This window comes from uncultured Plantibacter sp. (assembly GCF_963518075.1).
GTDB classification, from domain to species: domain Bacteria; phylum Actinomycetota; class Actinomycetes; order Actinomycetales; family Microbacteriaceae; genus Plantibacter; species Plantibacter flavus_A.
Genome location: NZ_CAUQHZ010000012.1, coordinates 29,928 through 51,888 on the forward strand (window position 1 = coordinate 29,928; position 21,961 = coordinate 51,888).

At 69.4% G+C, this 21,961-nt stretch carries 21 protein-coding genes and 1 tRNA gene; 13 read left to right on the top strand and 9 right to left on the bottom strand.

What is annotated here, in order from left to right:
• Positions 1-37: 37 nt before the first annotated feature.
• Positions 38-601 carry a hypothetical protein gene (locus RWN05_RS13995; protein ID WP_314139974.1) on the bottom strand — a complete coding sequence of 188 codons (564 nt, stop codon included), beginning with the start codon at positions 599-601 and terminating at the stop codon, positions 38-40.
• Complete coding sequence (locus RWN05_RS14000) at positions 598-948, bottom strand: PadR family transcriptional regulator (RefSeq protein ID WP_079003115.1); 351 nt, start codon at positions 946-948, stop codon at positions 598-600. Before RWN05_RS14000 ends, RWN05_RS13995 begins: the two co-directional genes overlap by 4 nt.
• Before the next feature lie 175 nt (positions 949-1,123).
• Between RWN05_RS14000 and RWN05_RS14005 the strand changes: the two genes are divergently transcribed.
• From RWN05_RS14005 to RWN05_RS14015, 3 genes are read left to right on the top strand one after another with little or no spacing between them, the layout of a single operon-like run.
• On the top strand, positions 1,124-1,336 hold the full coding sequence (locus tag RWN05_RS14005) for a DUF4244 domain-containing protein (RefSeq protein ID WP_314139975.1): 213 nt from the start codon (positions 1,124-1,126) through the stop codon (positions 1,334-1,336).
• Positions 1,337-1,381: 45 nt separating this feature from the next.
• Positions 1,382-1,693 carry a TadE family type IV pilus minor pilin gene (locus tag RWN05_RS14010; protein ID WP_285038887.1) on the top strand — a complete coding sequence of 104 codons (312 nt, stop codon included), beginning with the start codon at positions 1,382-1,384 and terminating at the stop codon, positions 1,691-1,693.
• A complete protein-coding gene (locus tag RWN05_RS14015; protein ID WP_314139977.1) occupies positions 1,690-2,112 on the top strand; it encodes an Rv3654c family TadE-like protein in 423 nt (140 codons plus the stop codon). Before RWN05_RS14010 ends, RWN05_RS14015 begins: the two co-directional genes overlap by 4 nt.
• Before the next feature lie 19 nt (positions 2,113-2,131).
• Here RWN05_RS14015 and RWN05_RS14020 read toward each other — a convergent pair whose 3' ends face one another.
• The gene (locus tag RWN05_RS14020) at positions 2,132-2,377 is read right to left on the bottom strand and encodes a hypothetical protein (protein WP_147427206.1); all 246 of its coding nucleotides are present in this window, start codon (positions 2,375-2,377) and stop codon (positions 2,132-2,134) included.
• Positions 2,378-2,538: 161 nt separating this feature from the next.
• Here RWN05_RS14020 and topA point away from each other — a divergent pair, with 161 nt between their 5' ends.
• The 7 genes from topA (at position 2,539) to RWN05_RS14055 (ending at position 10,258) form a co-directional block, all read left to right on the top strand.
• Positions 2,539-5,394: a type I DNA topoisomerase gene (gene topA / locus RWN05_RS14025; protein WP_399543062.1), complete on the top strand. Its 2,856-nt coding sequence runs from the start codon at positions 2,539-2,541 to the stop codon at positions 5,392-5,394.
• Entirely contained in the window at positions 5,391-6,026 is a 636-nt protein-coding gene (tmk, locus tag RWN05_RS14030) for a dTMP kinase (protein WP_079003112.1), read from the top strand. The genes topA and tmk overlap by 4 nt, the downstream gene beginning before the upstream one ends.
• A 77-nt stretch (positions 6,027-6,103) precedes the next feature.
• Positions 6,104-7,237 carry a DNA polymerase III subunit delta' gene (locus RWN05_RS14035; RefSeq protein ID WP_064294662.1) on the top strand — a complete coding sequence of 378 codons (1,134 nt, stop codon included), beginning with the start codon at positions 6,104-6,106 and terminating at the stop codon, positions 7,235-7,237.
• Positions 7,238-7,246: 9 nt separating this feature from the next.
• The gene (locus RWN05_RS14040; RefSeq protein WP_314139980.1) at positions 7,247-8,872 is read left to right on the top strand and encodes an alpha/beta hydrolase; all 1,626 of its coding nucleotides are present in this window, start codon (positions 7,247-7,249) and stop codon (positions 8,870-8,872) included.
• 19 nt (positions 8,873-8,891) lie between these two features.
• Positions 8,892-9,527 carry a TetR/AcrR family transcriptional regulator gene (locus RWN05_RS14045; RefSeq protein ID WP_240555523.1) on the top strand — a complete coding sequence of 212 codons (636 nt, stop codon included), beginning with the start codon at positions 8,892-8,894 and terminating at the stop codon, positions 9,525-9,527.
• A gap of 35 nt (positions 9,528-9,562) precedes the next feature.
• Positions 9,563-9,638 (top strand) — tRNA-Thr (locus RWN05_RS14050).
• 113 nt (positions 9,639-9,751) lie between these two features.
• Positions 9,752-10,258: a DUF6301 family protein gene (locus RWN05_RS14055; protein ID WP_314139982.1), complete on the top strand. Its 507-nt coding sequence runs from the start codon at positions 9,752-9,754 to the stop codon at positions 10,256-10,258.
• A gap of 36 nt (positions 10,259-10,294) precedes the next feature.
• On the opposite strand, the gene RWN05_RS14060 is transcribed toward RWN05_RS14055, so the two are convergent.
• Complete coding sequence (locus RWN05_RS14060; protein WP_314139983.1) at positions 10,295-11,932, bottom strand: ATP-binding protein; 1,638 nt, start codon at positions 11,930-11,932, stop codon at positions 10,295-10,297.
• 158 nt (positions 11,933-12,090) lie between these two features.
• On the opposite strand from RWN05_RS14060, the gene RWN05_RS14065 reads away from it, so the two are divergent.
• Positions 12,091-12,765, top strand: a complete 675-nt coding sequence (locus RWN05_RS14065; RefSeq protein ID WP_314139984.1) for a suppressor of fused domain protein — start codon at positions 12,091-12,093, stop codon at positions 12,763-12,765.
• A gap of 32 nt (positions 12,766-12,797) precedes the next feature.
• Here the strand turns inward: RWN05_RS14065 and RWN05_RS14070 are convergent, their stop codons facing one another.
• The 5 genes from RWN05_RS14070 to RWN05_RS14090 are packed head-to-tail and all read right to left on the bottom strand — an operon-like array spanning position 12,798 to position 19,476.
• On the bottom strand, positions 12,798-14,114 hold the full coding sequence (locus RWN05_RS14070) for a glycoside hydrolase family 125 protein (RefSeq protein WP_314139986.1): 1,317 nt from the start codon (positions 14,112-14,114) through the stop codon (positions 12,798-12,800).
• The gene (locus RWN05_RS14075; protein WP_314139987.1) at positions 14,102-16,375 is read right to left on the bottom strand and encodes a glycoside hydrolase family 3 N-terminal domain-containing protein; all 2,274 of its coding nucleotides are present in this window, start codon (positions 16,373-16,375) and stop codon (positions 14,102-14,104) included. Before RWN05_RS14075 ends, RWN05_RS14070 begins: the two co-directional genes overlap by 13 nt.
• The gene (locus RWN05_RS14080; protein ID WP_314139988.1) at positions 16,372-17,223 is read right to left on the bottom strand and encodes a carbohydrate ABC transporter permease; all 852 of its coding nucleotides are present in this window, start codon (positions 17,221-17,223) and stop codon (positions 16,372-16,374) included. The genes RWN05_RS14075 and RWN05_RS14080 overlap by 4 nt, the downstream gene beginning before the upstream one ends.
• A 19-nt stretch (positions 17,224-17,242) precedes the next feature.
• Entirely contained in the window at positions 17,243-18,175 is a 933-nt protein-coding gene (locus RWN05_RS14085) for a sugar ABC transporter permease (protein WP_314139990.1), read from the bottom strand.
• Between the two features lie 17 nt (positions 18,176-18,192).
• Positions 18,193-19,476, bottom strand: coding sequence for an ABC transporter substrate-binding protein (locus tag RWN05_RS14090; protein WP_314139991.1), 1,284 nt, complete (start codon positions 19,474-19,476; stop codon positions 18,193-18,195).
• Between the two features lie 140 nt (positions 19,477-19,616).
• Here RWN05_RS14090 and RWN05_RS14095 point away from each other — a divergent pair, with 140 nt between their 5' ends.
• Positions 19,617-20,660, top strand: coding sequence for a LacI family DNA-binding transcriptional regulator (locus tag RWN05_RS14095; protein ID WP_071259110.1), 1,044 nt, complete (start codon positions 19,617-19,619; stop codon positions 20,658-20,660).
• A 4-nt stretch (positions 20,661-20,664) separates the two neighbouring features.
• Positions 20,665-21,927 (top strand): glycosyl hydrolase, encoded by a 1,263-nt coding sequence (locus RWN05_RS14100; protein ID WP_314139992.1) that lies wholly within the window; start codon positions 20,665-20,667, stop codon positions 21,925-21,927.
• Positions 21,928-21,961: the final 34 nt, after the last annotated feature.

Below are 21,961 nucleotides of genomic sequence, written 5' to 3' on the forward strand. Positions count from 1 at the left end.
TCGACGCCGACCTGCTTGCTTCCGTCGCGGGGCTGCTTCAGTCGCGGGAGCGTGGCAGTGCGCGCCAGCAGCGTGCTCCGACGAGCACGGCGACGGCGATGATCACGAGTGGCACGAGGATCCACGCGACGTCGCCGGACCAGCCGACGCCGATGCCGTCCTCGTTGGCGAAGGCGAGCACGTCGACGAAGAAGAACCGTGCGTGCGCTTCATCGAGTGTCGACTGCTCGACCACCGCGAGCATCCCGAGGGTGAACAGGGCGAACGAGAACCAGTAGGCGAGGATCGCGACGCCGCCCCAGATGACCCCGATCGACCAGGTCGGTCGCAATCGGGCCGGGTCGTCGGCGTAGCGGGCGGCCAGGGCGCGTGGTGAGCCGAGGTCGGCCAGGGCGATCGTCATCGGTCGCCGATCGACCGAGAGTTCGTCTCGCAGCGAACGGATGATCGCGCGGCGTTCCCGCCCCGTGACCACAGCTTCGAGGTGCCAGTCGAGGCGCTGCAGGTACGAGTCGCGTCGCCAGCGGTCCGCGAAGCTCAGTCCGCGTGCAGCGCGCTCGGCGAGCAGGTCATCCGCCGTCGGGTGCTTCTGGTCGATCATGCTGATGCTCCTTCAGGGTGAATTCCTCGTTCGGCGATGTCGGTCATCGCCCTCCAGCGGGCGATGGCGTCGAGCCTCGCCGCGTCTCCTCGTTCGGTGATCGCGTAGTACTTCCGTGCTGGGCCGCCCGAGGAGGCGACCCGACGCGCGGTCACCAGTCCGTCGCGTTCGAACCGGCTGAGGACCGGATACACGACGCCGGTCGCCAGATCGGCCAGACCGAGGGCTCGGAGACGTTCGACCAGCTCGTACCCGTAGGTCTCACCGCGGTGCACGGTGGACAGGATGAGCATCGGCAACACGCCCCGGAGGAGTTGCGAGTCGCGCGCCGCCAGCTGTTCATCCATGACTATTACTCAAGCATGAATAGCGGTCGGGTGCAAGGCGAGATCGCTCCACAACCGGCCGGTCGACGCGGCCCGTCGCCGACGTCGGATCCGCCTGCGCATCGTTGGACGCGGTCGCAGAACATGGAGGTGTTCGTGCCACGAGCGCAGCACTCCGGTGCGGGGAAGGAACATCATGATCACGATCGGTCGTCGAGTCGAGCACAGCGTCAGGCGCGAGGTGCGGCGCGTCCTGCAGGACGAACGGGGGTCCGCCACGGCGGAGTACGCGGTGGCCACCATGGCGGCCGTCGGCTTCGCCGGTCTCCTGGTCGCCATCCTCCGCGGAGACGAGGTGCGGGGCATCCTCACCGACCTCGTCCGACGAGCCCTGACGGCGAACGGTTGAGCCGTGCGGCTGCAGGTGCCGACATGGCGTTCGGAGGATGGCGCGGTGACGGCGGAGTTCGCGGTCGTCGTCCCTGCCGTCGTCCTCGTGCTGGCGATGGGGCTCTCCGCGGTGCAGGTCGGGCTGACCCAGCTCCGCGCGACCGACGCGGCTGCGGACGCCGCCCGGAGTCTGGGGCGAGGCGACGACGCCGGGACCGCGGCGGGTCGAGTCGAGCGCGTCCTACCGGGGGCGACCATGACGAGTGGGGCGGAAGGCGACCTCGTCTGCGTGCGGGTCGACGCCGTCGGCGGATCCGGCCTGGCCGGCATCGTCCCGGTATCGGCCTCCTCGTGCGCCATGGGTGGCGGCCGGTGAACGTGCAGCTGCGCCGTATCGCCCTCCGCGCGACGGAAGGCCTGCACGACGAGACCGGAGCCGGGTCGGTCCTGGCGGCAGGCGTCCTCGGAGCCCTGATCGCCGTCCTCCTCGCGACGCTGCCCGTGGTGACGCTCTTCGCCGCTCATCAGCGAGCGGCGAACGCGGCCGACGCAGCCGCGTTGGCGGCAGCCGACACCGCGTCCGGCAGGCTCCCAGGCTTCCCCTGCGAAACTGCTCGCATGGTCGCGGCGCGTAATGCGGCGTCGCTCGGCACCTGCAGTGTGGAGGGCGTCACCGTCCTCGTCGACGCCACTGTCGACACGGCCTTCGGCGCCATCACGGTCGCTGCAAGAGCCGGACCTCCTCCTGAGGAGTCCGTCGCCGTCGCCGGGGTGCCCGTGACCGCCACCTATTAAGAGGTAGCGGTGCGACCGGTCAGTCCTGACCGGAGCCGGTCGTGAAGACCGCCTCCAGGAAGCGGTAGTCGACCGCGCTCGGGGCGCCGGAGTCGTCGTACTCCTCGCCGGTCGTCCGGGCGTACCGGTAGACCTTGCCGGCGGTGCCGCTCGGCACGTCGACGGTGGGCGTCGGTGATCCATGGTCGCTGAGTCGGGCACTGATCGTCTTGCCCTCCAGTGGACCGTCGGTCAACTTCACGGTGTAACTCGTCTGGGTACTCATGGCAGACATTCTGCTCCGAACGCCGCAGAACGCAAGGGGTTGGACACGCGCGTGGCCGCCCCACGATTGGACAAGCCTGCTGTGCACGTGTGTATGGTGTGCCTGATGGAAGGAGCCTCGTGGCAGGCAAGAAACTCGTGATCGTAGAGTCACCGACCAAGATGAAGTCGATCGCCGGATACCTCGGTGACGACTACGAGGTGCTGTCCTCGGTCGGTCACATCCGCGACCTCATCGAGCCGAAGAACCTTCCCGCCGAGCTCAAGAAGGGCTCGCTCGGCAAGTTCTCGGTCGACGTCGACAACGGCTTCGAGCCGTACTACGTCGTCTCCGACGCGAAGAAGAAGACCGTCGCGGACCTCAAGCGCGCACTCAAGAACGCCGACGAACTCCTCCTCGCGACTGATGAGGACCGCGAAGGCGAAGCCATCGCGTGGCACCTCCTGCAGGTCCTGCAGCCCAAGGTCCCCGTCAGCCGCATGGTCTTCCACGAGATCACCAAGGACGCCATCCTCGCCGCGAAGGACAAGACGCGGCCCCTCGACACCGACCTCGTCGACGCCCAGGAGACCCGCCGGATCCTCGACCGTCTCTACGGGTACGAGATCTCGCCCGTGCTCTGGCGCAAGGTCGGCCCCGGACTGAGCGCCGGACGCGTGCAGTCCGCCGCCACCCGACTCGTCGTCGACCGGGAGCGCGAGCGCCTCGCCTTCCGCGCCGCCTCCTACTGGGACGTCATCGCCCGCTTCCTCCCCGAAGCAGACGCCACCGGAGCGCCCTTCACCGCGCGCCTCGTCCGGCTCGACGGCGACCGCGTCGCCACCGGCCGCGACTTCGACGACCTCGGACAGCTCAAGGGCAGTGCCGTCCCGCTCGACGAACACCGGGCCACGGCGCTCGCCGCAGCACTCGAGCAGTCGAAGGCGACCGTCCTCTCCGTCGAGTCCAAGCCGTACTCCCGCCGGCCGGCGGCTCCGTTCACGACCTCCACGCTCCAGCAGGAGGCCGGTCGCAAGCTTCGGTTCTCCGCACGGCAGACGATGAGTGTCGCGCAGTCGCTCTACGAGAACGGCTACATCACGTACATGCGTACCGACTCGCCGTCGCTGAGCAAGCAGGCGATCGACGCGGCGCGGAAGCAGGCCGCTGCCCTCTACGGTGCCGAGACGGTGCCCGACAAGCCGCGCCTCTACAGCGGCAAGAGCAAGAACGCGCAGGAGGCGCACGAGGCGATCCGTCCCTCGGGCGACACCTTCCGTACGCCGTCCTCGCTCGCGTCGACGCTCCGCGGCAACGACTTCAAGCTGTACGACCTGATCTGGAAGCGCACCGTCGCAAGCCAGATGGCCGACGCGAAGGGCTCGACCGCGACGATCACGCTCGAGTCGAAGACCGACGTGGGCCGCGCCGAGTTCACCGCCTCCGGCACCGTCATCACCTTCCGTGGCTTCCTCGCCGCCTACGAAGAAGGCCAGGACGAGGACCGCAACTCCCAGGACGACGCGTCCGAGGCGAAGTTGCCGCCCCTCACCGAAGGCCAGCAGCTCGGCATCGAGGACCCGGAGGCGAAGGGGCACGAGACCTCGCCGCCCCCGCGCTACACCGAGGCCAGCCTGGTGAAGCGACTCGAGGAGCTCGGCATCGGCCGACCGTCCACCTTCGCATCGATCATCTCCACGATCATCGACCGCGGCTACGTGACGCAGCGTGGCCAGGCGCTCATCCCCAGCTGGGTGGCGTTCAGCGTCGTCCGTCTCCTGGAGGAGTACTTCGAGGAGCTCGTCGAGTACGACTTCACCGCTGAGATGGAGAACGACCTCGACCGGATCGCCGGCGGCTCGGTCGACCGCGTCGACTGGCTCAAGGGCTTCTACTTCGGCGACGACTCGGGTCGCGGCCTGCGTCAGGTCATCGACAACCTCGGCGACATCGACGCCCGCCGCATCAACTCGATCGTCATCGACGACGGCGTCACGCTCCGGATCGGCAAGTACGGCCCGTACCTCGAGGTCACGCCCGACGGTCCGCCGCCGGCCGAGGGGGAGGAAGCCCCGACGCCGCGTCGGGTCAACCTGCCCGAGGACCTCGCACCCGATGAGCTGACGCCCGCGAAGGCGCACGAGCTCATCGACGCACCCGTCGTCGGCGACCGCGTCATCGGCGTGAACCCGACGACCGGTAAGGAGATCGTCGCGAAGGACGGACGCTTCGGCCCGTACATCACCGAGGTCGACCCGGAGCCCGAGGCGGAGCTCTCCGTCGACACGGCGACCGGTGAGGTGACCGAACCTGCTGTGGGCGCCAAGAAGAAGGCCCCCGCCAAGAAGAAGGCGGCGGCCGAGAAGCCGCGCACCGCATCGCTCTTCAAGTCGATGGACCTCGCGACCATCGACCTCGAGACCGCGCTCAAGCTCCTCGACCTGCCGCGGGTCGTCGGCGCCGACCCCGAGTCGGGCGAGGAGATCCTCGCGCAGAACGGCCGCTACGGTCCCTACCTCAAGAAGGGCACCGACACCCGGTCGCTCACCTCCGAGGACGACATCTTCGCGGTCGACCTCGCCGGTGCCGTCGAGCTGTTCGCCCAGCCCAAGTACGGAGCCAGGAAGGCGTCGAGCGCCCTCAAGGAGTTCGAGGCCGACCCCGAGAGCGGGAAGCCGATCAAGATCAAGGACGGCCGGTTCGGCGCGTACGTGACGGACGGCGTGACCAACGCGACGATCCCTCGTGGCGAGCAGGTCGAGGACGTCGACTTCGAGCGAGCGGTCCAGCTCCTGGCGGACAAGCGTGCGAAGGGCCCGGCGAAGCCGAAGGCCGGTCGCAAGGCTCCCGCGAAGAAGGCACCCGCGAAGAAGACTCCGGCCAAGAAGACCCCCGCCGCGAAGACGGGGACCGCCAAGGCGACGGCCACGAAGTCCGCGTCGGCCACGTCGACCGCCCGTTCGGAAGCGGCGAAGAAGGCTGCCGCGACGCGCGCCGCGAACAAGGCGGCCGCGGCGAAGGCCGACGCCGTCACGTGAGCGGGGGAGGACGCCCTCGGGGCCTGTACATCACCCTCGAGGGTGGCGACGGCGTCGGGAAGTCGACGCAGGCGCGGCTGTTGAGCGACTGGTTCGAGCAGCAGGGGCGGACGGTCGTCCGGACCCGCGAGCCGGGCGGCAGTGAGCTCGGTGTCGAGATCCGCGAGATCGTGTTGCATCACCGAGGCGACATCAGCCCACGTGCCGAGGCCCTGCTCTACGCGGCGGACCGCGCACACCACATCGCCACCGTCGTGCGCCCGGCTCTCGCGAGGGGCGAGGTCGTCCTGCAGGACCGGTACCTGGACTCGTCGGTCGCCTATCAGGGCAGCGGACGCGTGCTCGACGCCCAGCAGATCCGCGACATCTCGCTCTGGGCCGCCGAGGACCTCCTGCCCGACGTGACCGTCCTGCTCGACTTGGACGTCGCCGTCGCCCGCGGCCGTCTCGACAACGCCAACAAGCGATTCGACCGGCTCGAGGCGGAGGCGCAGGACTTCCACACCCGGGTGCGGGAGTCGTTCCTGGCCCTCGCGGCCGCGGAGCCCGAGCGGTTCCTCGTCGTCGACGCCGCGCTCCCGCCCGAGCGACTGGCCGCCGACATCCAGGCCCGCATTGCGCCGCTCCTCTGAGTGCACATCCTCTCGGTCCCTGAGCCTGTCGAAGGGCTCCGCCGGCTCACGTCGGTACCGCCCGGTATCCTGGACGCATGGCTTCCTGGACCGACTTGACGGGTCAACGCGACGCGATCGAGCTCCTCCAGTCGGCGTCGGACCCGATCACGCCCAAGGGCCTCACCCACGCCTGGCTCATCACCGGGCCGCCCGGTTCCGGCCGGTCGACCCTCGCCTACGCCTTCGCCGCCGCGCTCCTCAGCCGCGAGCCCGGGGGCGACGACGTCACCCGTCGTCAAGTGGAGGCCCGCACCCACCCTGACCTCTCCGCCTTGAGCACCGATCGCGTGATCATCACGATCGACGAGGTCCGCGACCTCGTCCGGAACGCCTACCGCGCGCCGTCCGTCGGTCGCTTCCGCGTCATGGTCGTCGAGGACGCCGACCGCATGACCGAGCGCACCTCCAACCTGCTGCTGAAGTCGCTCGAGGAACCGCCGAGCAGCACGATCTGGGTGCTGTGCGCACCGAGCGAGGCCGACCTGCTGCCCACCATCCGGTCGCGCGTCCGCTCGGTCCGCCTCGGCGTCCCAACCATCGACGACGTCGCGGAGCTGCTGGAACGGCGTGACGGCGTGGCGCCCGAGCTCGCCGAACGCGCCGCCCGCGAGGCGCAGAGCCACGTCGGCATGGCCCACCGCCTCGCGACCGACCCCGGCGCGCGGCAGCGCCGTGAGTCCACGCTCCGTGCCGTGCTCGACATCCGGAGCGCCGGCCAGGCGGTCGTCACCGCTGGTCGCCTCCTGGAGCTGGCGGGCGACGACGCGAAGGCGTACACCTCGCTGCGCGACGAGGCGGAGCGGGAGAGCACCCTGCGCTCGCTCGGCGTCGAGCCCGGCCAGTCGGTCCCGCCGGCCCTCCGCTCGCAGGTGCGGGCGATGGAGGAGGACCAGAAGCGGCGCGCGACCCGCAGCCTGCGCGACGGCCTCGACCGGATCATGGTCGACCTGCTCTCGCTGTACCGAGACATCGTGCTCCTGCAGCTGGGGCACGACGCCACGATCATCAACCGTGAATTGCGTCCGGAACTCGAGGAAGCCGCTCGCCGGACGACGCCTGCGGTTACGATCGAAACCTTGGAGGCGATCTCCGTCGCCCGCACACGAATCGAAGGGAACGTCGCCCCGGCGCTGGCCTTGGAGGCCATGCTCGTGTCGGCGGTCCGGTAGGGAGCCTCTGTGACTTCGCCCAGGCAGCAGTCGTCGGACTCGACGGGATCGACCGGTGCATCCCGTCGCAGGGGTCCCGGTGCGCGCCGTACGGCGCGGGTCGCCCTGGTGGCCGGTCTCGCGGTCGCGGCGCTCACCCTGAGCGGGTGCGTGACCGCCTTCCTGCCGCCGAAGGCCGCCGAGCCGACGACGTCGTCCTCCTCGCCGGCGACGAGCGACGTCGACGCCGAGCTGAAGCCCTTCTACGAGCAGAAGCTCGACTGGAAGACCAGCGGCTGTGCCGACGGCTTCGAGTGCGCCACGGCGAAGGCGCCCATCGACTGGGACAACCCCTCGGACGGCGAACTCTCCCTGGCGCTCGTGCGGCACCAGGCCACGAACGGCAAGCCGATCGGCTCGCTCTTCATGAACCCCGGCGGCCCGGGTGGTTCCGGTTACAGCCTCGTCGCCGACAGCCTCGACTTCGCGGTCGACAAGGACCTCCAGGAGAACTTCGACGTCGTCGGCTTCGACCCCCGCGGTGTCGGGAAGTCGACGCCGGTGAAATGTCTGACCGACTCGGAGATGGACGCCTACCTGTACGACGTCACGCCGGGGAAGCGCGGTTCCGACGAGTGGATCGCCGCGAACGAGAAGGCCGCGAAGGACTTCGGCGACGCGTGTGCGGAGGAGACGGGCAAGATGCTCGAGTTCGTCGACACGCAGAGCGCGGCGAAGGACCTCGACATGCTGCGCGCCGCCGTCGGCGACAAGCAGCTCTACTACCTCGGGTACTCGTACGGCACCTTCCTCGGTGCGACGTACGCGGAGCTCTTCCCGAAGAACGTCGGGCGCCTTGTGCTCGACGGCGCGATCGACCCGTCGACGTCGAACTTCGAGGTCGTCAAGGAGCAGGCCAAGGGCTTCGAGAGTGCTCTGCGCGCCTACCTCGAGGACTGCATGACTGGCAAGGACTGCCCGTTCAGTGGCTCGGTCGACAGTGCGATGACCGAGATCAAGACGCTCCTCGACGAGGTCGACGCGAACCCGATCCCCGGTGACGACGGACGTGAGCTGGGCGGCAACACGCTGCTCACGGCGATCATCTACCCGCTGTACCAGGCCGATGCCTGGCCGTACCTCAGCCAGATGTTCGACGAGGTCATGCAGGGCGGGACCGACATCGCGTTCCAGTTCGCCGACGGCTACAACGGTCGCAACGAGTCCGGCAAGTACGCCGACAACCAGACCGAGGCCTTCAACGCGATCAACTGCCTCGATTACAGCTACGACGACGACAAGACGAAGATGGCCGACGAAGCGAAGCAGCTGGAGGAGGCGGCTCCCGTGATCGGCGAGTACATGGCCTACGGCGACACGTTCTGCGCCAACTGGCCGTACCAGACGCGGACCGAGCGTGGGGAGATCCACGCGAAGGGCGCAGCGCCGATCCTCGTCGTCGGGACGACGAACGACCCGGCCACGCCGTACGTCTGGGCGCAGAACCTCGCGGAGCAGCTCGACAAGGGTCAGCTGATCACCTACAAGGGTGAGGGTCACACGGGCTACAACAAGGGCAGCGACTGCGTGAACCAGGCGGTCGACCAGTACCTCATCGACGGCACGGTGCCGTCGAAGGACCCGATGTGCAGTTGACGGCGGGATCCTGATGACCATGACGGCGCCGGCTGAACTCGGGCTCCGCGAGCGGAAGCGGCTCGCGACGCGTCGGGCGATCCAGCACGCGGTGCTGACGCTTGCGAGTGAGCAGGGGCTCGAGAACGTGACGGTCGAGGAGGTGAGCCGTCGGGCGGAGGTCTCGCCGCGGACGTTCTTCAACTACTTCGGGACGAAGGAGGAGGCGCTGATCGGCGACATCCCGCTGATCCCGGACGGCGACGCCCTGCACGCCTTCCTGACCGCCGGGCCCACCACCGACGTGCTCACCGATCTGGGGGAGCTCCTGGCCCGGACCGTGGGGGACGCCGACGAGGACGTCGAGATCCACCATCTCCGCAAGGACGTGCTGCGCGACCACCCGCACCTGCTCGGTGCGCGGATCGCGAGCATGCGCGGCTTCGAGGAGGGCCTCTACAAGGTCGTCGAGCGCCGGGTGTTGAACGACGACCCGACGCTCGCGGAGGACGCCGAGGCGCTGTTCGACCGCTGCTGGATGGTGACGATGGTGGGCTTCGCCGGCCTGCGCCACGCGTGGCGTTGCTGGGCCGATGCGCCGACGCCCGGGTCCCTCGCCGAGCGGATCCGTCGTTCTTTCGCCGAGCTGTACACGACGGTCCAAAAGCTGCGCTAACATGGATACTCGTGCGCCGGGCGACCAGCGCACGCGCCGCCCTAGCTCAGTCGGCAGAGCATCTCACTCGTAATGAGAAGGTCAAGGGTTCGATTCCCTTGGGCGGCTCCATCAGCTCGACCCGGCCGTTGCCCTGGAACACCCAGGTCAGCGGCTGTTCTGGTTTTCGGGAGGCTCCTCGTCCGCCGCCGAAGCAGGTGCGGAGGCCGCCGTAGGATGACCGGATGGATGCACTCGCCAGAGCCACGGACGCACAGATCGATGCCGTCAGCAAAGCCTTCGCGTTGGTGTCGTGGCCGCTCGGTCGCGACGATTTCAAGGCGCTCGCGGAGCGTCTCGGGTGGCAGCTCAAACTGGAGACGTCGAGCGGTGTCCAGCACCGTTCCGGGTATCCCGTGAACCTGCCGACCGTTCGTTCGCTCGTCGCAGATGAAGCGATCGCCCAGGTCGTGATCGCGGTCTCCGACAAGAGCGACGACCCCGGCGGGCTGCGGAGTGCCGCTCAGGAGTTGCAGTCGGCGCTGAGCGCGCACCTTGGTCAGCCCTCCGGCTCCCAGGCAGGCGACCCGTACTGGGAACTGGCGAACGGCGGCAGGATCTGGCTCAAGACGGTGCCCAAGAAGGTGCTGCTCGTCGTCGAAGGGCAGCGGTTCGCCGACGTGGAGCGGAGCGAGGAACGCCTGGGCATCGATCCCGGCCGCATGCCCGGCACTGATGGGGACATCGACTGATCCCGTCTGGCCGACTGAGACGCCTCGTCGGCGGTGTCAGCCGGCCGAGCGGTTCCGGCGGGCCAGCGGGAGTCGGACGATGAAGGTCGTTCCGGGGTCACCGGTGGCGAAGGCCTCGATCGTGCCGCGGTGCGCCTGCGCGATGGATCTGGCGATGGTGAGCCCGAGGCCCGAGCCGCGGATCGTCTCCTCGCGCACGTTCCCGGCTCGGTGGAACCGTTCGAAGACCCGGGTGAGTTCGTCCGCCGGGATGCCGATCCCCGTGTCGGTGACGCGGATGATCGCGTCCACGCCGTCCGAGCGCACGCTCAGGAAGATCTCGCCGGCACGGGTGTAGGTCACCGCGTTGTCGAGCATGATCGAGAGCAACTCCCGGAGACGTGCTCGATCGCCGACGAACTGCAGCGTCGGCACGGCAGCGGTGCGCAGCTCCACGCCGTCGGGCAGGCCGAGCCGTCGTCGCTCGTCGGCCGCCTCCAGCACGATGGCGCTGAGGTCGACGGGTTCGTCGGTGATCTCCAGGTGGGGTGCGCTCGCCGCGAGGAACTGTTCAGCCAGACGCCCGAGATGATCGGCGCTCCGGCGGATGACGGCGAGCTGGGCCTGCACCCGGGGTGCGACGCCCGCGTCGTCGTCGAGCATGTCGAGATAGCCGAGGATGCTCGTGAGGGGCGTCCGCAGTTCGTGGCTCAGGCTCGTCAGTGACTCGGTGCGCATCCGGACGGCTTCGGTGAGCTCGGTCACGTCCTGTCCGACGAGGACCGCCCCATTCGGTGCCCCGTCTGCGCCACTGACCGGCCGACCGTTCGCGACGAGGGCTCGTTGCCTGCCGGGAGGCCCCACCCAGTAGAAGAAGTCGCGGACGTCCTGTCCGTCGAGGACCCGCAGGACCGGTTGGTCCTCCACCGCCAGCGGGGTGAGGCCGTCCGCCGCCCAGATGAAGCGGGCGCCCCCGGTCGACGCGTCGTAGCCGGCCAGTGTCGCGAGTTCGACAGCGAGTCGGTTGTTGAGGATCTCGGTGCCGTGTTCGTCGAAGAAGACCAGTCCGACGTTCACCTCGTCGGCGACGGTGCGGAGCATCACGGCCAGCCGGTTCTGCCGCTCCAAGGCTTCGACCTTCGCTTCGCCTTCGGCCCGCACGCTCGCCTGGGCGCGTTCGAACCGTTGCGACTGCAGGCCGACGGCGAGGATGACCAGCACGAGCAGCAGGGTGAGCGCGATGAGCTCGCTCACGTCCTGCGTGCTCACGGGGCCCTCGCCGTACAGCAGGCTGGGCAGCCAGACGACGAGCACGCTCCCCACGAGAGCGAGGACGACGCCGAGGCGTCCGAAGCTGTAGGACAGCCAGAGCACGGGGAAGGCGAGCAGTACGATCGAGGCGCCGAGGACGGGGGACACCGCGTGGTTCACGAGTCCCACGACGGCGAGGTCTGCGCTGACCAGGGTGAGCGCCCACGGGCGGGCGATCCGCTCCCACGGAAGCACGAGCGTGGCGACGAGCGCGAGTCCCATCACGGCCCACGCCAGTTGGAGTTCGGTGACACGGAGGACGGCCGGACTGGTGATGCCGACGATCGCCGTGACGATCCCGACCCCCAGCGCCAGCGGTCCTTGACTCCGGCTCAGCAGGCCGAGCCGCGGGTGGCGCTCGGTGCCTTCGATCCAACGTGGCATCGGGCCTCCCAGGTGTCCCGCCCGGTGTCGGGCAAATTCACTGTATCGCCGCCGCGACCGATGGACGGCACCCGTGATCCGCCTCATCCGACGGGCCAGTCGGCGCGCGCGTCCACCTCGATGGGCGTGTCCGAGTGACCGATGCCTACACTCGTCGCATGGGCTTCTTCCGACGCAAACGCCAGCAGCCACCGACGCCGCCCGCCGCGCCCGATCCCGCGGCGGCCGGCCCAGCCGATCTCGACGACCTCGACGAGCGGGGATGGGACGCCGTCACGCAGGCGGTCTCGCAGCACTACCCCGGGGCCCGTGAATTCCACGTCGCCTACTCGCCCGGACTGCACTTCGGTTCGGCCTTGCAAGGGTGTTCGGCGCTCCCCGGGCCCGACCACTGGTTCTACGTCACCTACGGGCTCACGGAGCTGTGGGGCAAGGACTCCGACGATCCGACGACCAGTGGATTCGGATACGAGCTGACCATACGCGTGCGCCGGTCACCGACCGACGAGACCCCGCCTGAATGGCCGTACCGTGCGCTCGTCGTGCTGGCGCAGTACGTGCGCAGCGGACCGCAGGAGCTGTGGTTGGGGGATCGCATCCGACTCGCGAACGGCGTGACCGACGACCCCGACGGTGCCCTCACGACGCTCGCCGTCAGACTCGACCCGGTGGTCGAACCCATCGAGACGCCGAACGGCCGGGTCGCCTTCTGGCAGGCCGTCGCGCTGACCGACACCGATGTCGAGGAGGCGAAGCGGTCGACGACGGACGAGGTGCTGGAGCGTCTCGCAACGGACAACCCGCTGCTGATCACCGACCCGGAGCGCCGCTGAGTCGTCGGGCGAACCTTGTCAGTCGAACCGCGTCAGGCGAAGCGCGTCGGGCGCGATCGCTCGTCGTCCACGACGGTGAGGGCGAGTTCGCAGAACATCGACTCGGCCCAGGAGAACCAGGGGCGTGAGAAGACGGCGGGATCATCGACGTCGATGCTCTCGTGCACCCGGCCGGTGCCGGCGTCCGTGTCCGCGATCATGCGGAGCAGGCGGCGACGGTCGGTCGGGGTGCCCACCAGTCCTTCCACGGCGAGTGCGATCGGCCACACCCGCCGATCACGGGTGTGCGGACTGCCGACGCCGCGCAACACCGAGCCCTCGAACCAGTACGGGTTCGCCGGACTCAGTACGACGTCGCGCGTGGCCGCCCAGACGGCCGGATCGAGGACGGTCGGTGCGATCAGGGGGAGCGAGAGCAACGACGGCGTGTTCGCGTCGTCCATGATGAGGCTGCCCCCGAGCCCGTCGACCTCGTAGGCGTAGATCGGGACCCCGTCCGGGCCGGGAACGATCCCGTGCGCCCGGACGCCGGCGACGAGTTCGGCGGAGAGGGCGCGGGCGTTGTCGGCCAGGGTGGCATCGTCGAGCACCTCGGCCGCGATCTCGGCGAGCGAGAGCAGCGCTTCCGCGGCGAAGAGGTTGGCCGGGATGTTGTACCCGAACGTGCACGCGTCGTCGGACGGGCGGAATCCACTCCAGGTCATGCCGGTGTGCGCGACCGCGGAACCCCGGCCGCCACGCGGCAGCGTCTCGGTGGGGATGGTGGTCGTCCGTTCGAACCGGTACGGAGACGTCTCGTGCTGTTGCTCCGCGCGGAGCTGATCGACGACGGTCCGCAGTACGCCGGGCGTCGGCGCGTCGAGCAGGAATCCGGTCCGTCCGGTCCGGCGCCACAGCGCGTGAGCGAGGGTGACCGGGTAGGCGAGACTGTCGACCTCGTACTTCTGCTCCCAGACCTCGGGATCCTCGCACACGTCCGCGGGATCGTAGCGGGCACCCGTCGGTCCGTCGTTGAACGCGTTCGCGTAGGGGTCATGGGCGATAAACCCGAACTGCCGGCGGACCACCTGCTCCACGAGGTCGGCCAATTGCCCGCTCTGCTCGACGAACCGCAGATACGGGGTGAGCTGGGTCGTCGAGTCGCGGAGCCACATCGCCGGGATGTCGCCCGTGATGACGAACACCCGTCCCGCGGGATCGACGCCGACGGTCTCGGTGAGCGTGGCGAGCAGCGCCCGGCCGACCAGGTCGCCGATGCAGCCGTCGGTGACCCGTCCCACCTCCACGGCCGCGTCGGCGAGCAGCTCACGGGTGCGGGCGTCCGGGGCGAAGGCGGTCAGTGTCCCCATCCGGTGTCTCCTTCCTCATCGGTGATCCGCACGACGAGGGCGTCGGACGGAGGATCGTGGCTCGGGGCCGTCCAGGCGACCACCTCCGCGGGAGCGGGCACCGGGCGACCGCTCGCCCAGGAGCCGAGCTCGTCGAGACCGAGGGTGAACCGCACGACTGCCGTCGACCGGGCAGCGACCTCGACCCGTTCGACCGCGAGCACACTGCGCCGGCGCGGACGGAGGCCGAGCTCATGGCGGCGGCCGTAGAGCGGCACCGGCAGGGAGACAGCCCGATCGGTGTCGTTGACGAGGTCGGCGGTCAGCGTGACCGTGCCTCCCTCGCGCAGCGCCTCCGCGGTGAGCGTCGCTTCGACGGGACGCAGCCGGACCGACACGGCGGCGGCGCCACTGCCGAACAGTCCGCCCACGGGATGGCGGGCGTCGACGTAGCCGCGGGCCGTCTCTCGACGCTCGTCGTGCGCGACGGGCCACACGCCGTCGGTCGAGGGGAAGGTCGCCGGGAGCAACCCGCCACCGACGCCGGTCGCGAGGACGTCGACGATCGCCGCACCACCGTTCGGGCCGGGGAACGGGGCGACGATCAGTGCGTCGGCCAGCGTGACGAGTGGCTCGAGCGGGCGCGGGCGGCCGTCGATCAGCACCGCGATCACGACGGGGACGGCTGCCCGAGCGGCACGGAGGAGGTCGAGTTGCGACTCGGGTAGGGCGAGGCGCGCGAGGTCGACACCCTCGCCGTTGGTGGTGTCGGGAGCGGGGCCGTCGACGGCGCCGTTGTCGGCGAACTCGTCGTCGTAGCGTCGTCGACTCGTCCCACCCAACACGACGACCGCGGCGTCCGCCCCGGACAGCGCCGCGTCCTCCTGTTCCGCGGCGTCACCGGGAAGCCGGGAACGGTGCGAGGCACCCTGCGCGTATCGCACGTGGCCCGTACCGTGCCGTGCCTCGAGTGCGGATCGCACCGTGGAGGCCTGCGGGTCGTCGTCCCGCCGCGGCGGCGTGTAGTCACCGAGCTGGGCTTCGAGATCGTCGGCGTTCGGGCCGATCACGGCGACGACCGCGGACGCGGAGAGCGGGAGGACGCCATCGTCCTGCACGAGGACGCAGGACTTCGCCGCCGCGCGGTGCGCGAGTTCGAGGAACTCCCTCGGAGGGCGACCTTCGGCCGGACCTGCGACGGCGTGTTCCGGCTGCGCTTCCTCGAGCAGGCCGACACGCCGCTTCAGCGCGAGGACCCGGTCGGCGGCACGGGTCACGAGCGTCTGACCGAGAAGTCCGCGTTCGACCGCCTCCTCCACGTGCGTGAAGGCCTCGTCCCACAGGCTCAGATCGACCCCCGCTGTGATGGCGAGTGCCGCGGCGCTCGCCGGATCGGGCGTACTGTCGCGCAACCGGTCCACCGCCGTGCCGTCGGCCATGACGATGCCCTCCCATCCCCAGTCCTCGCGGAGGACCCCGGTGAGGAGGTCCGCGTTGGCACTGCACGGGACACCGTCGATGTCGTTGTACGCCGCCATGAACCCGGACACGCCGGCCCGAGCAGCGACGTACGCCGGCCGCAGATGGATCTCACCGAGCTCGCGGCGTCCGATCGGAGCACCGGATCCGTTCCGGCCGCCGATGCCCGCACCCTGCCCGGCGAGGTGCTTCGCGACCACGGCGATGCGGTCGTGGGCGAGCCGCCCGTGCGGGTTCCGCCCCTGCATGCCCCGCACGGTCGCCTCCACGAGCAGCGCTGCCAGCGCCGGATCCTCGCTGAAGCACTCCTCCGCACGACCCCAGCGCGGATCCCGCAGCACGTCGAGCCCGGAGACGAGCGCCACGTGCGTGCCTCGCGCCCGGGCCTCGGCGGCCACCTCGGCGCCGAGGCCTTCGACGAGGTCGACGTCCATCCCGGCACCGAGTGCGAGGTTCACCGGGAGCGTGGTGCCGCCGAGCGCCATGAGGCCGTGCGGGACCTCCTCGACGAAGAGCGTCGGGAGGCCGGATCCGCGGGTTCGGACGACCTCCTGCACCGCCGCGTAGGCCTCGGCGCTCCGTTCGGGTGGGACGCCGTTCTGCCAGCGCACCTGCGACCACGGGTCGGCGCGCAGGACGCCGTAGATCGCGCCGATCCCACCCCACCGGTCGACCTCGCGCCGGAGCACGTCGGTGACGCGCGGGGCGCCGTCGACCCATTCGACGGCCTCCCACCCCTTGAGACGCTGGTTGATCTGGCCGATCCGCTCGCGCAGGCTCAGCTCGGCCGACGACCGCGTCATCCCTTGACCGCTCCCGACACCAGCGCCTTCTGCATCTGCTTCTGGAGGACCGTGTAGACGAGGTAGACCGGAAGCAGGGTGAGCAGGGTTCCGGCCATGAGGACACCGTAGTCGGTGCCGGCGTCGACCTTGAGCGTCGGCAACGCGACCTGGATCGTGCGTTGGGCGGTGTCGGGGCCGATGAGGATCAGCGGATAGAGGTAGGCGTTCCAGAACGACAGGAAGTTCAGCAGGAGCACCGTGGCGATGCCGGGGATGCAGATCGGGAGGTACACCTGACGCAGGACCTGCAGGGTGGATGCGCCGTCCATGGACGCGGCCTCCTCGAGTTCACGCGGGATGGTCCGCATGAACGCGGTGAGGATCACGATCGACAGCGGGAGCGCGGTGGCCGGGAGCAGCAGCACGACGAAGGTGCGGGTGTGGAACAGCCCGACGGCGGCGGCGAGGAGGAACGTCGGGAACAACGCCGCGAAGGCGGGGATCAGGAAGCCGAGGTTGAAGACGTTCTCGATGACCTTCCCGAACCGGCCCTGCGCCCGTGCGAGCGCGAACGCCGCGGGGAGGGCGAGCAGCAGGGTGAGCACGAGTGCACTGACCGTGGTGAGCGCCGAGTTCGCGATCGCGAGCCCGAGGTCCGCCTGCCGGAACGCGGTGGCGAAGTTCGAGAGGTCCCACGACGTCGGCAGCGCCAGCGGCGACTCGAAGATCTCCTCGTTCGTCTTGAAGGACGACGAGATGAAGTAGTAGAAGGGGATGAGCAGGATCGCCGCGTACAGCCAGGCGAGGGTGCCGCTCGTGAGGGACCCCACCCGATCACGGAGGGGGAGGACGGTGCGTGATGCCATGAGAGTCTCCTTGATCCGATCAGTGGGTGGCGCGCAGGGTCCGGCGGATGAGCCACATGCCGAGCAGCCCGAGGACGAACAGGACCACACCGACCGCCTGGCTGTAGCCGAGGTCCGTCTCGACGAACGCCTTGCTGTAGATGAGGTACGACAGCGTCATGGTCGAGGTGCCCGGACCGCCCTGGGTGAGGAGGAGGACCGTCTGCGCCGAGTTGAACAGCAGCGACAGGAACTGGAGCATGGTGACCACGCCGATGAAGTCGCGGGCGATGGGCCAGTACATGCGCCAGGCGATGCGCCAGTCGGAGGCGCCGTCCACGCGGGCCGCCTGCACGATCTCCGTGTCGACGCCGTCGAGACGGGCGGCGATGAGCACGGCCGAGTAGCCGATGCCGCTCCACAGCTCCACGGCGATGATGGCGCCGAGCGCGGTCGACGGGTCGGCCAGCCAGGCGTTGCCCGCCAGGCCGAGCGGCGCGAGCAGGCCGTTGACGAGTCCGTCCGGGTTGAGCATGGCGTAGAACACCATGGCCGTCGCCGGCGCCGAGATCAGCGCAGGGATGAACAGGATGTACCGCAGGACGCGGTGCCCACGGGGCTTCTGGACGACGTAGAAGGCGAGGAGGAAGGCCAGCACGATCATGATCGGGAGTCCGACGACGATCTGGACGGCGGAGTTGCCGAGGGCGGCCCAGAAGGTGGCGTCCGCGAAGACGACGCTGAAGTTGTCCAGGCCCGCGAACGACGGGGTCTCGAGCATCCCCGGCCAGCGTAGGAAGGCGATCACGAAGATCGCGACGACCGGCCCGATCATGAAGACCGCGTACCAGATGAGCGCCGGGAGGGCGAGGCCGGGGAAGCGCTCCCGGAGCGGAGAGCGACGCGGACGAGCGCCAGGTGGTCGGGCGGAGACGGGTCGTCCCGTCGTGGGGGTGACTTCGAGCACGGTCATGATGTCCTTTCGGGCCCTCAGGCCGCGTCGTAGGCCTGCTCGAACCGGTCGATGATCTGGTCGGCGTTCGCGGAGCCATAGGCCATCGCGGTCACCCGGATCATCGGTTCGAAGACCGCATCGGGGATGAGCAGATCGGGCAGCATGACCGGGGTCACCTGATCGGTGGTGAGCTGCGAGGCCTGCGCGACGAGGGGGAAGTCGGTGCTCACGACGTCCGTGATCCGGTTCATGTCGCGACCGGAGCCGAGGATGAACTCGCTCGTGACCTCGGGGGAGTAGAGGTTCTGGATGAAGGGCTTCAGCAGCTCGAGCTTCTCCGCGCCGTTCGCGCTGATCCAGATGCCGTGTCCGTTGTAGCTCTGGATGACGGTCGGATGGTCGACGACGCCTCCCTGCGAGGGTGTCGGCCATCCGCCGACGGTCACCTCGGCTGCACGCTCCGCGGGGACGAGGGCGAGGGCGGACGACATCGCCGGCACGATCGCGGCCTTCCGGGTGTTGAACTGCGTGAGCTCCGAGTCGGAGGTGTACCCCTGCACGTTGTCGACGAACACGCCGGCATCCCGCAGTTCGACGAAGTGCTCGACGCCGGCGACGGCTCCGGGGAACTCGGAGAGCTTGCCGGTGGAGAACGCTCGGGTGGCCTCGTCCTTCGTGAGGAAGCCCTGCAGGATCTGCAGGAACAGCTTCTGCCCGCTCCAGTCCGATCCTCCGACGGTGACCGGCCCGATGCCCTTCGACCGCAGGGCGTCGGCGACGAGGATGAGTTCGTCGGACGTGGTCGGCACGTCGACGCCCGCCTCCGCGAGCAGGCCGGTGTTGAACGACACCGGCCAGTTGGTCCGGGTGAAGGGGAACGCGCGGAGGTGTCCGTCCTCGTCGGTCCACTCCTCGAGCGCCTCCGGGATGATCTTGTCGCGGAGGCCCCAGTCGTCCAGCAGATCCTCCACCGGGATCGTGGCGCCGAGCCGGGTCCAGGAGAGCGTGCGTCCCTGCAGGTTCACCATGGCGATGTCGGCCTCCTTGCCCGCGAGCGAGCTCGTCTCGAAGACGATGGGGAGGTCGGAGCCGTTCTTCAGGAGGGCGACGGCGCGGTCGGTCGCTCGGGAGTAGGCGGCCACGACATCGGAGAAGACCTGCGCTCCCGAGACGGCTCCGCTCAACTGCGTGTGCACCGAGATCGACCCGGGGATGCCGGACGCTGGAACGAGGGGGCCGCATCCCGTGAGCAGGGGGATCATCACCCCGCCCCCGATCACCGTGCCGAGGAACGTACGTCTGCTGATGCCATCGGTCATGAGACCTCCTGAGAGCTGCGGTGCGTCGGGATGGGACGTGATCGTGTTCTCCGCGTGGCGCTTGTGTAGCGGTACACATCAACGTGCGGTCAATGTATACCGCTTTACAAGATCCGGTCAAGCCCTTACTCTCGGACACGATGAACGACAAGAAACCGGCTCGCGCGACCATTGCCGCCGTCGCCGCCCGCGCGGGGGTCTCCCCGTCGGCGGTGTCGCACGTGTTCAACGGACGACCGAACGTGTCCACGGCCACAGCGGACCGCATCCGCCGCGCGGCCGACGAACTGCACTGGCGGCCGAACTACGCCAGTCGCAAGGTCAGCGGCCGCGGCGGGCGCAGTCTCGGCCTCGTCGTGACGCGTTCCGGCGACACGTTCGAGCGCGACCCCTTCTTCATGCGGCTGATCGCCGGTCTCACCGAGCCCCTCGCAGCCATCGGTTGGTCGTTGTCGCTCACGCTCGTGCGGGACACCGACGAGGAGCGCGTCTACCGTGAGTGGTGGAGCGAGCAGCGGGTGGACGCGTTCCTGCTCGTCGACGTCCGCGACGACGACCCCCGGATCCTGCAGGTGCGCGAGCTGGGTGCGCCGGCCGTCCTCCTCGGTGCGCCGGTGGACGATCTCGTGCCGGCCGTCACGGTGCACGACGACGCGGCCTACGAGGAGGTGCTGGAGCATCTCGCCGCACTCGGTCACCGCGCGATCTCCCGCGTGAGCGATTCTCCGGGCCTCGTCCACTCCAGGGAACGAGACCGTCGCTTCGTGGAGGCTGCGGAACGTCGGGGTATGACGCCGACGGTGCTGCACTGGGAACCGTCCGCCGAGGATCCCGTCGCCGACGTGCTGCGGCGTTCCGGCCCGGCCACGGCACTGCTCGTCGACAGCGAGGCGATGGCCGCCGAGATCATCGCGCATGCGCCGGAGCTGGGCGTCCGGGTCCCCGAGCAGCTCTCCGTCATCGCCTGGGAGGACTCGTGGGTGTCGACCCTCGTGCGTCCCCGCATCACCGCGCTCGACGCTCCCGTCGAGGAGAGCGCGAGGACGGCGGTGAAACTGCTCGAGCGGCTCGTGAACGGCGAGCGGGTCGCCTCGCAGACCGTCTCGGCGCGACGACTCATCGTGCGGGAATCCACCGCGCGGGCGCAGGCCCCGGACCAGACCCCGATCGAGAAGGACGAGTGACACCGTGACCGACCACACTCCGCGCTTCGGAGCGAACTACACACCCTCCAAGGACTGGATGTTCCAGTGGATGGGCATCGACGCCGACGTCGTCCGCAGTGACTTCGAGGCCTTGGCCGGTCTCGGTCTCGACCACGTCAGGGTGTTCCCGCTCTGGCCGGTGCTGCAACCGAACCGAACGCTCATCCGGCGTCAGGCACTGGACGACATCGCGCTCGTGGCTGACCTCGCCGCCGAGTTCGGACTCGACATCGCCGTCGACGTCATCCAGGGGCACATGTCCGGGTTCGACTTCGTCCCGGCCTGGCTCGTCAACTGGCACGACGGCAACATGTTCGTCGACGAAGCCGCCGTCGACGCGCAGGCCGCGCTCGTGTCCGCCGTCTACGACGCCGTGCGGGACCGCCCGAACCTCATCGGCCTGACCCTCGGCAACGAGCTCAACCAGTTCCAGCCACCGAATCCGGCCGCGATGCCCGCTGACAGCGATCAGGTCGCGCACTGGTTGACCAGACTCCTGGAGGCGCCGGTCGACCCTGATCCCCGGCACCTGCTCACCCACAGCGAGAACGATCACCTCTGGTATCGGGACGGGCATCCGTTCCTCCCGGTGCATGCCTCGCGGCTCGGCGACATCACGACCGTGCACTCCTGGATCTTCAACGGCACGGCGAAGCGCTACGGCGGGCTGTCCCCGCAGTCCGTCCGCCACGCCGAGTGGATGATCGAGCTGTCGAAGGCGTTCGCGACGGACTCGGGGCGTCAGGTGTGGCTGCAGGAGGTCGGTGCTCCGTCGATGAACCTGGCGGACACCGAGATGCCGGAGTTCGCGGCCCGGACGGTGGAGGCCGCGCTCTCCTCGCCCGGTCTGTACGGGATCACCTGGTGGTGCTCGCACGACGTGTCCCGGTCGCTCGGCGACTACAAGGACCTCGAGTACTCGCTCGGCCTGCTCGACGTGGACAACGCGGTCAAGCCGCTCGGCCGTCGCTTCGCCGAGCTCGTCGCGGACGCGCGCGGCAGCGCGAGGGACCGGGTGCTCGCACGCACGGTCGGCGTCGTCGTCGATGTGGACGAGCACGACCTCCCGATCGCTCGGTCCGACCTCGCACCGGGTGGCGTCGTGTTCGAGCGTTGGCACGAGCTGCGTGAACAGGGCGAGGCAGTCACCGTCGTGACGTCTCGGACCGCGGCGGATCCGGCTTCGCTGGCGAAGCGTGGCATCACCGACGTGCACGCCGTCCCCAGCGCGGGATCGGTTCGATGACGGAGTCCGACGACCGCGGTGCGGTCGTCGGGAA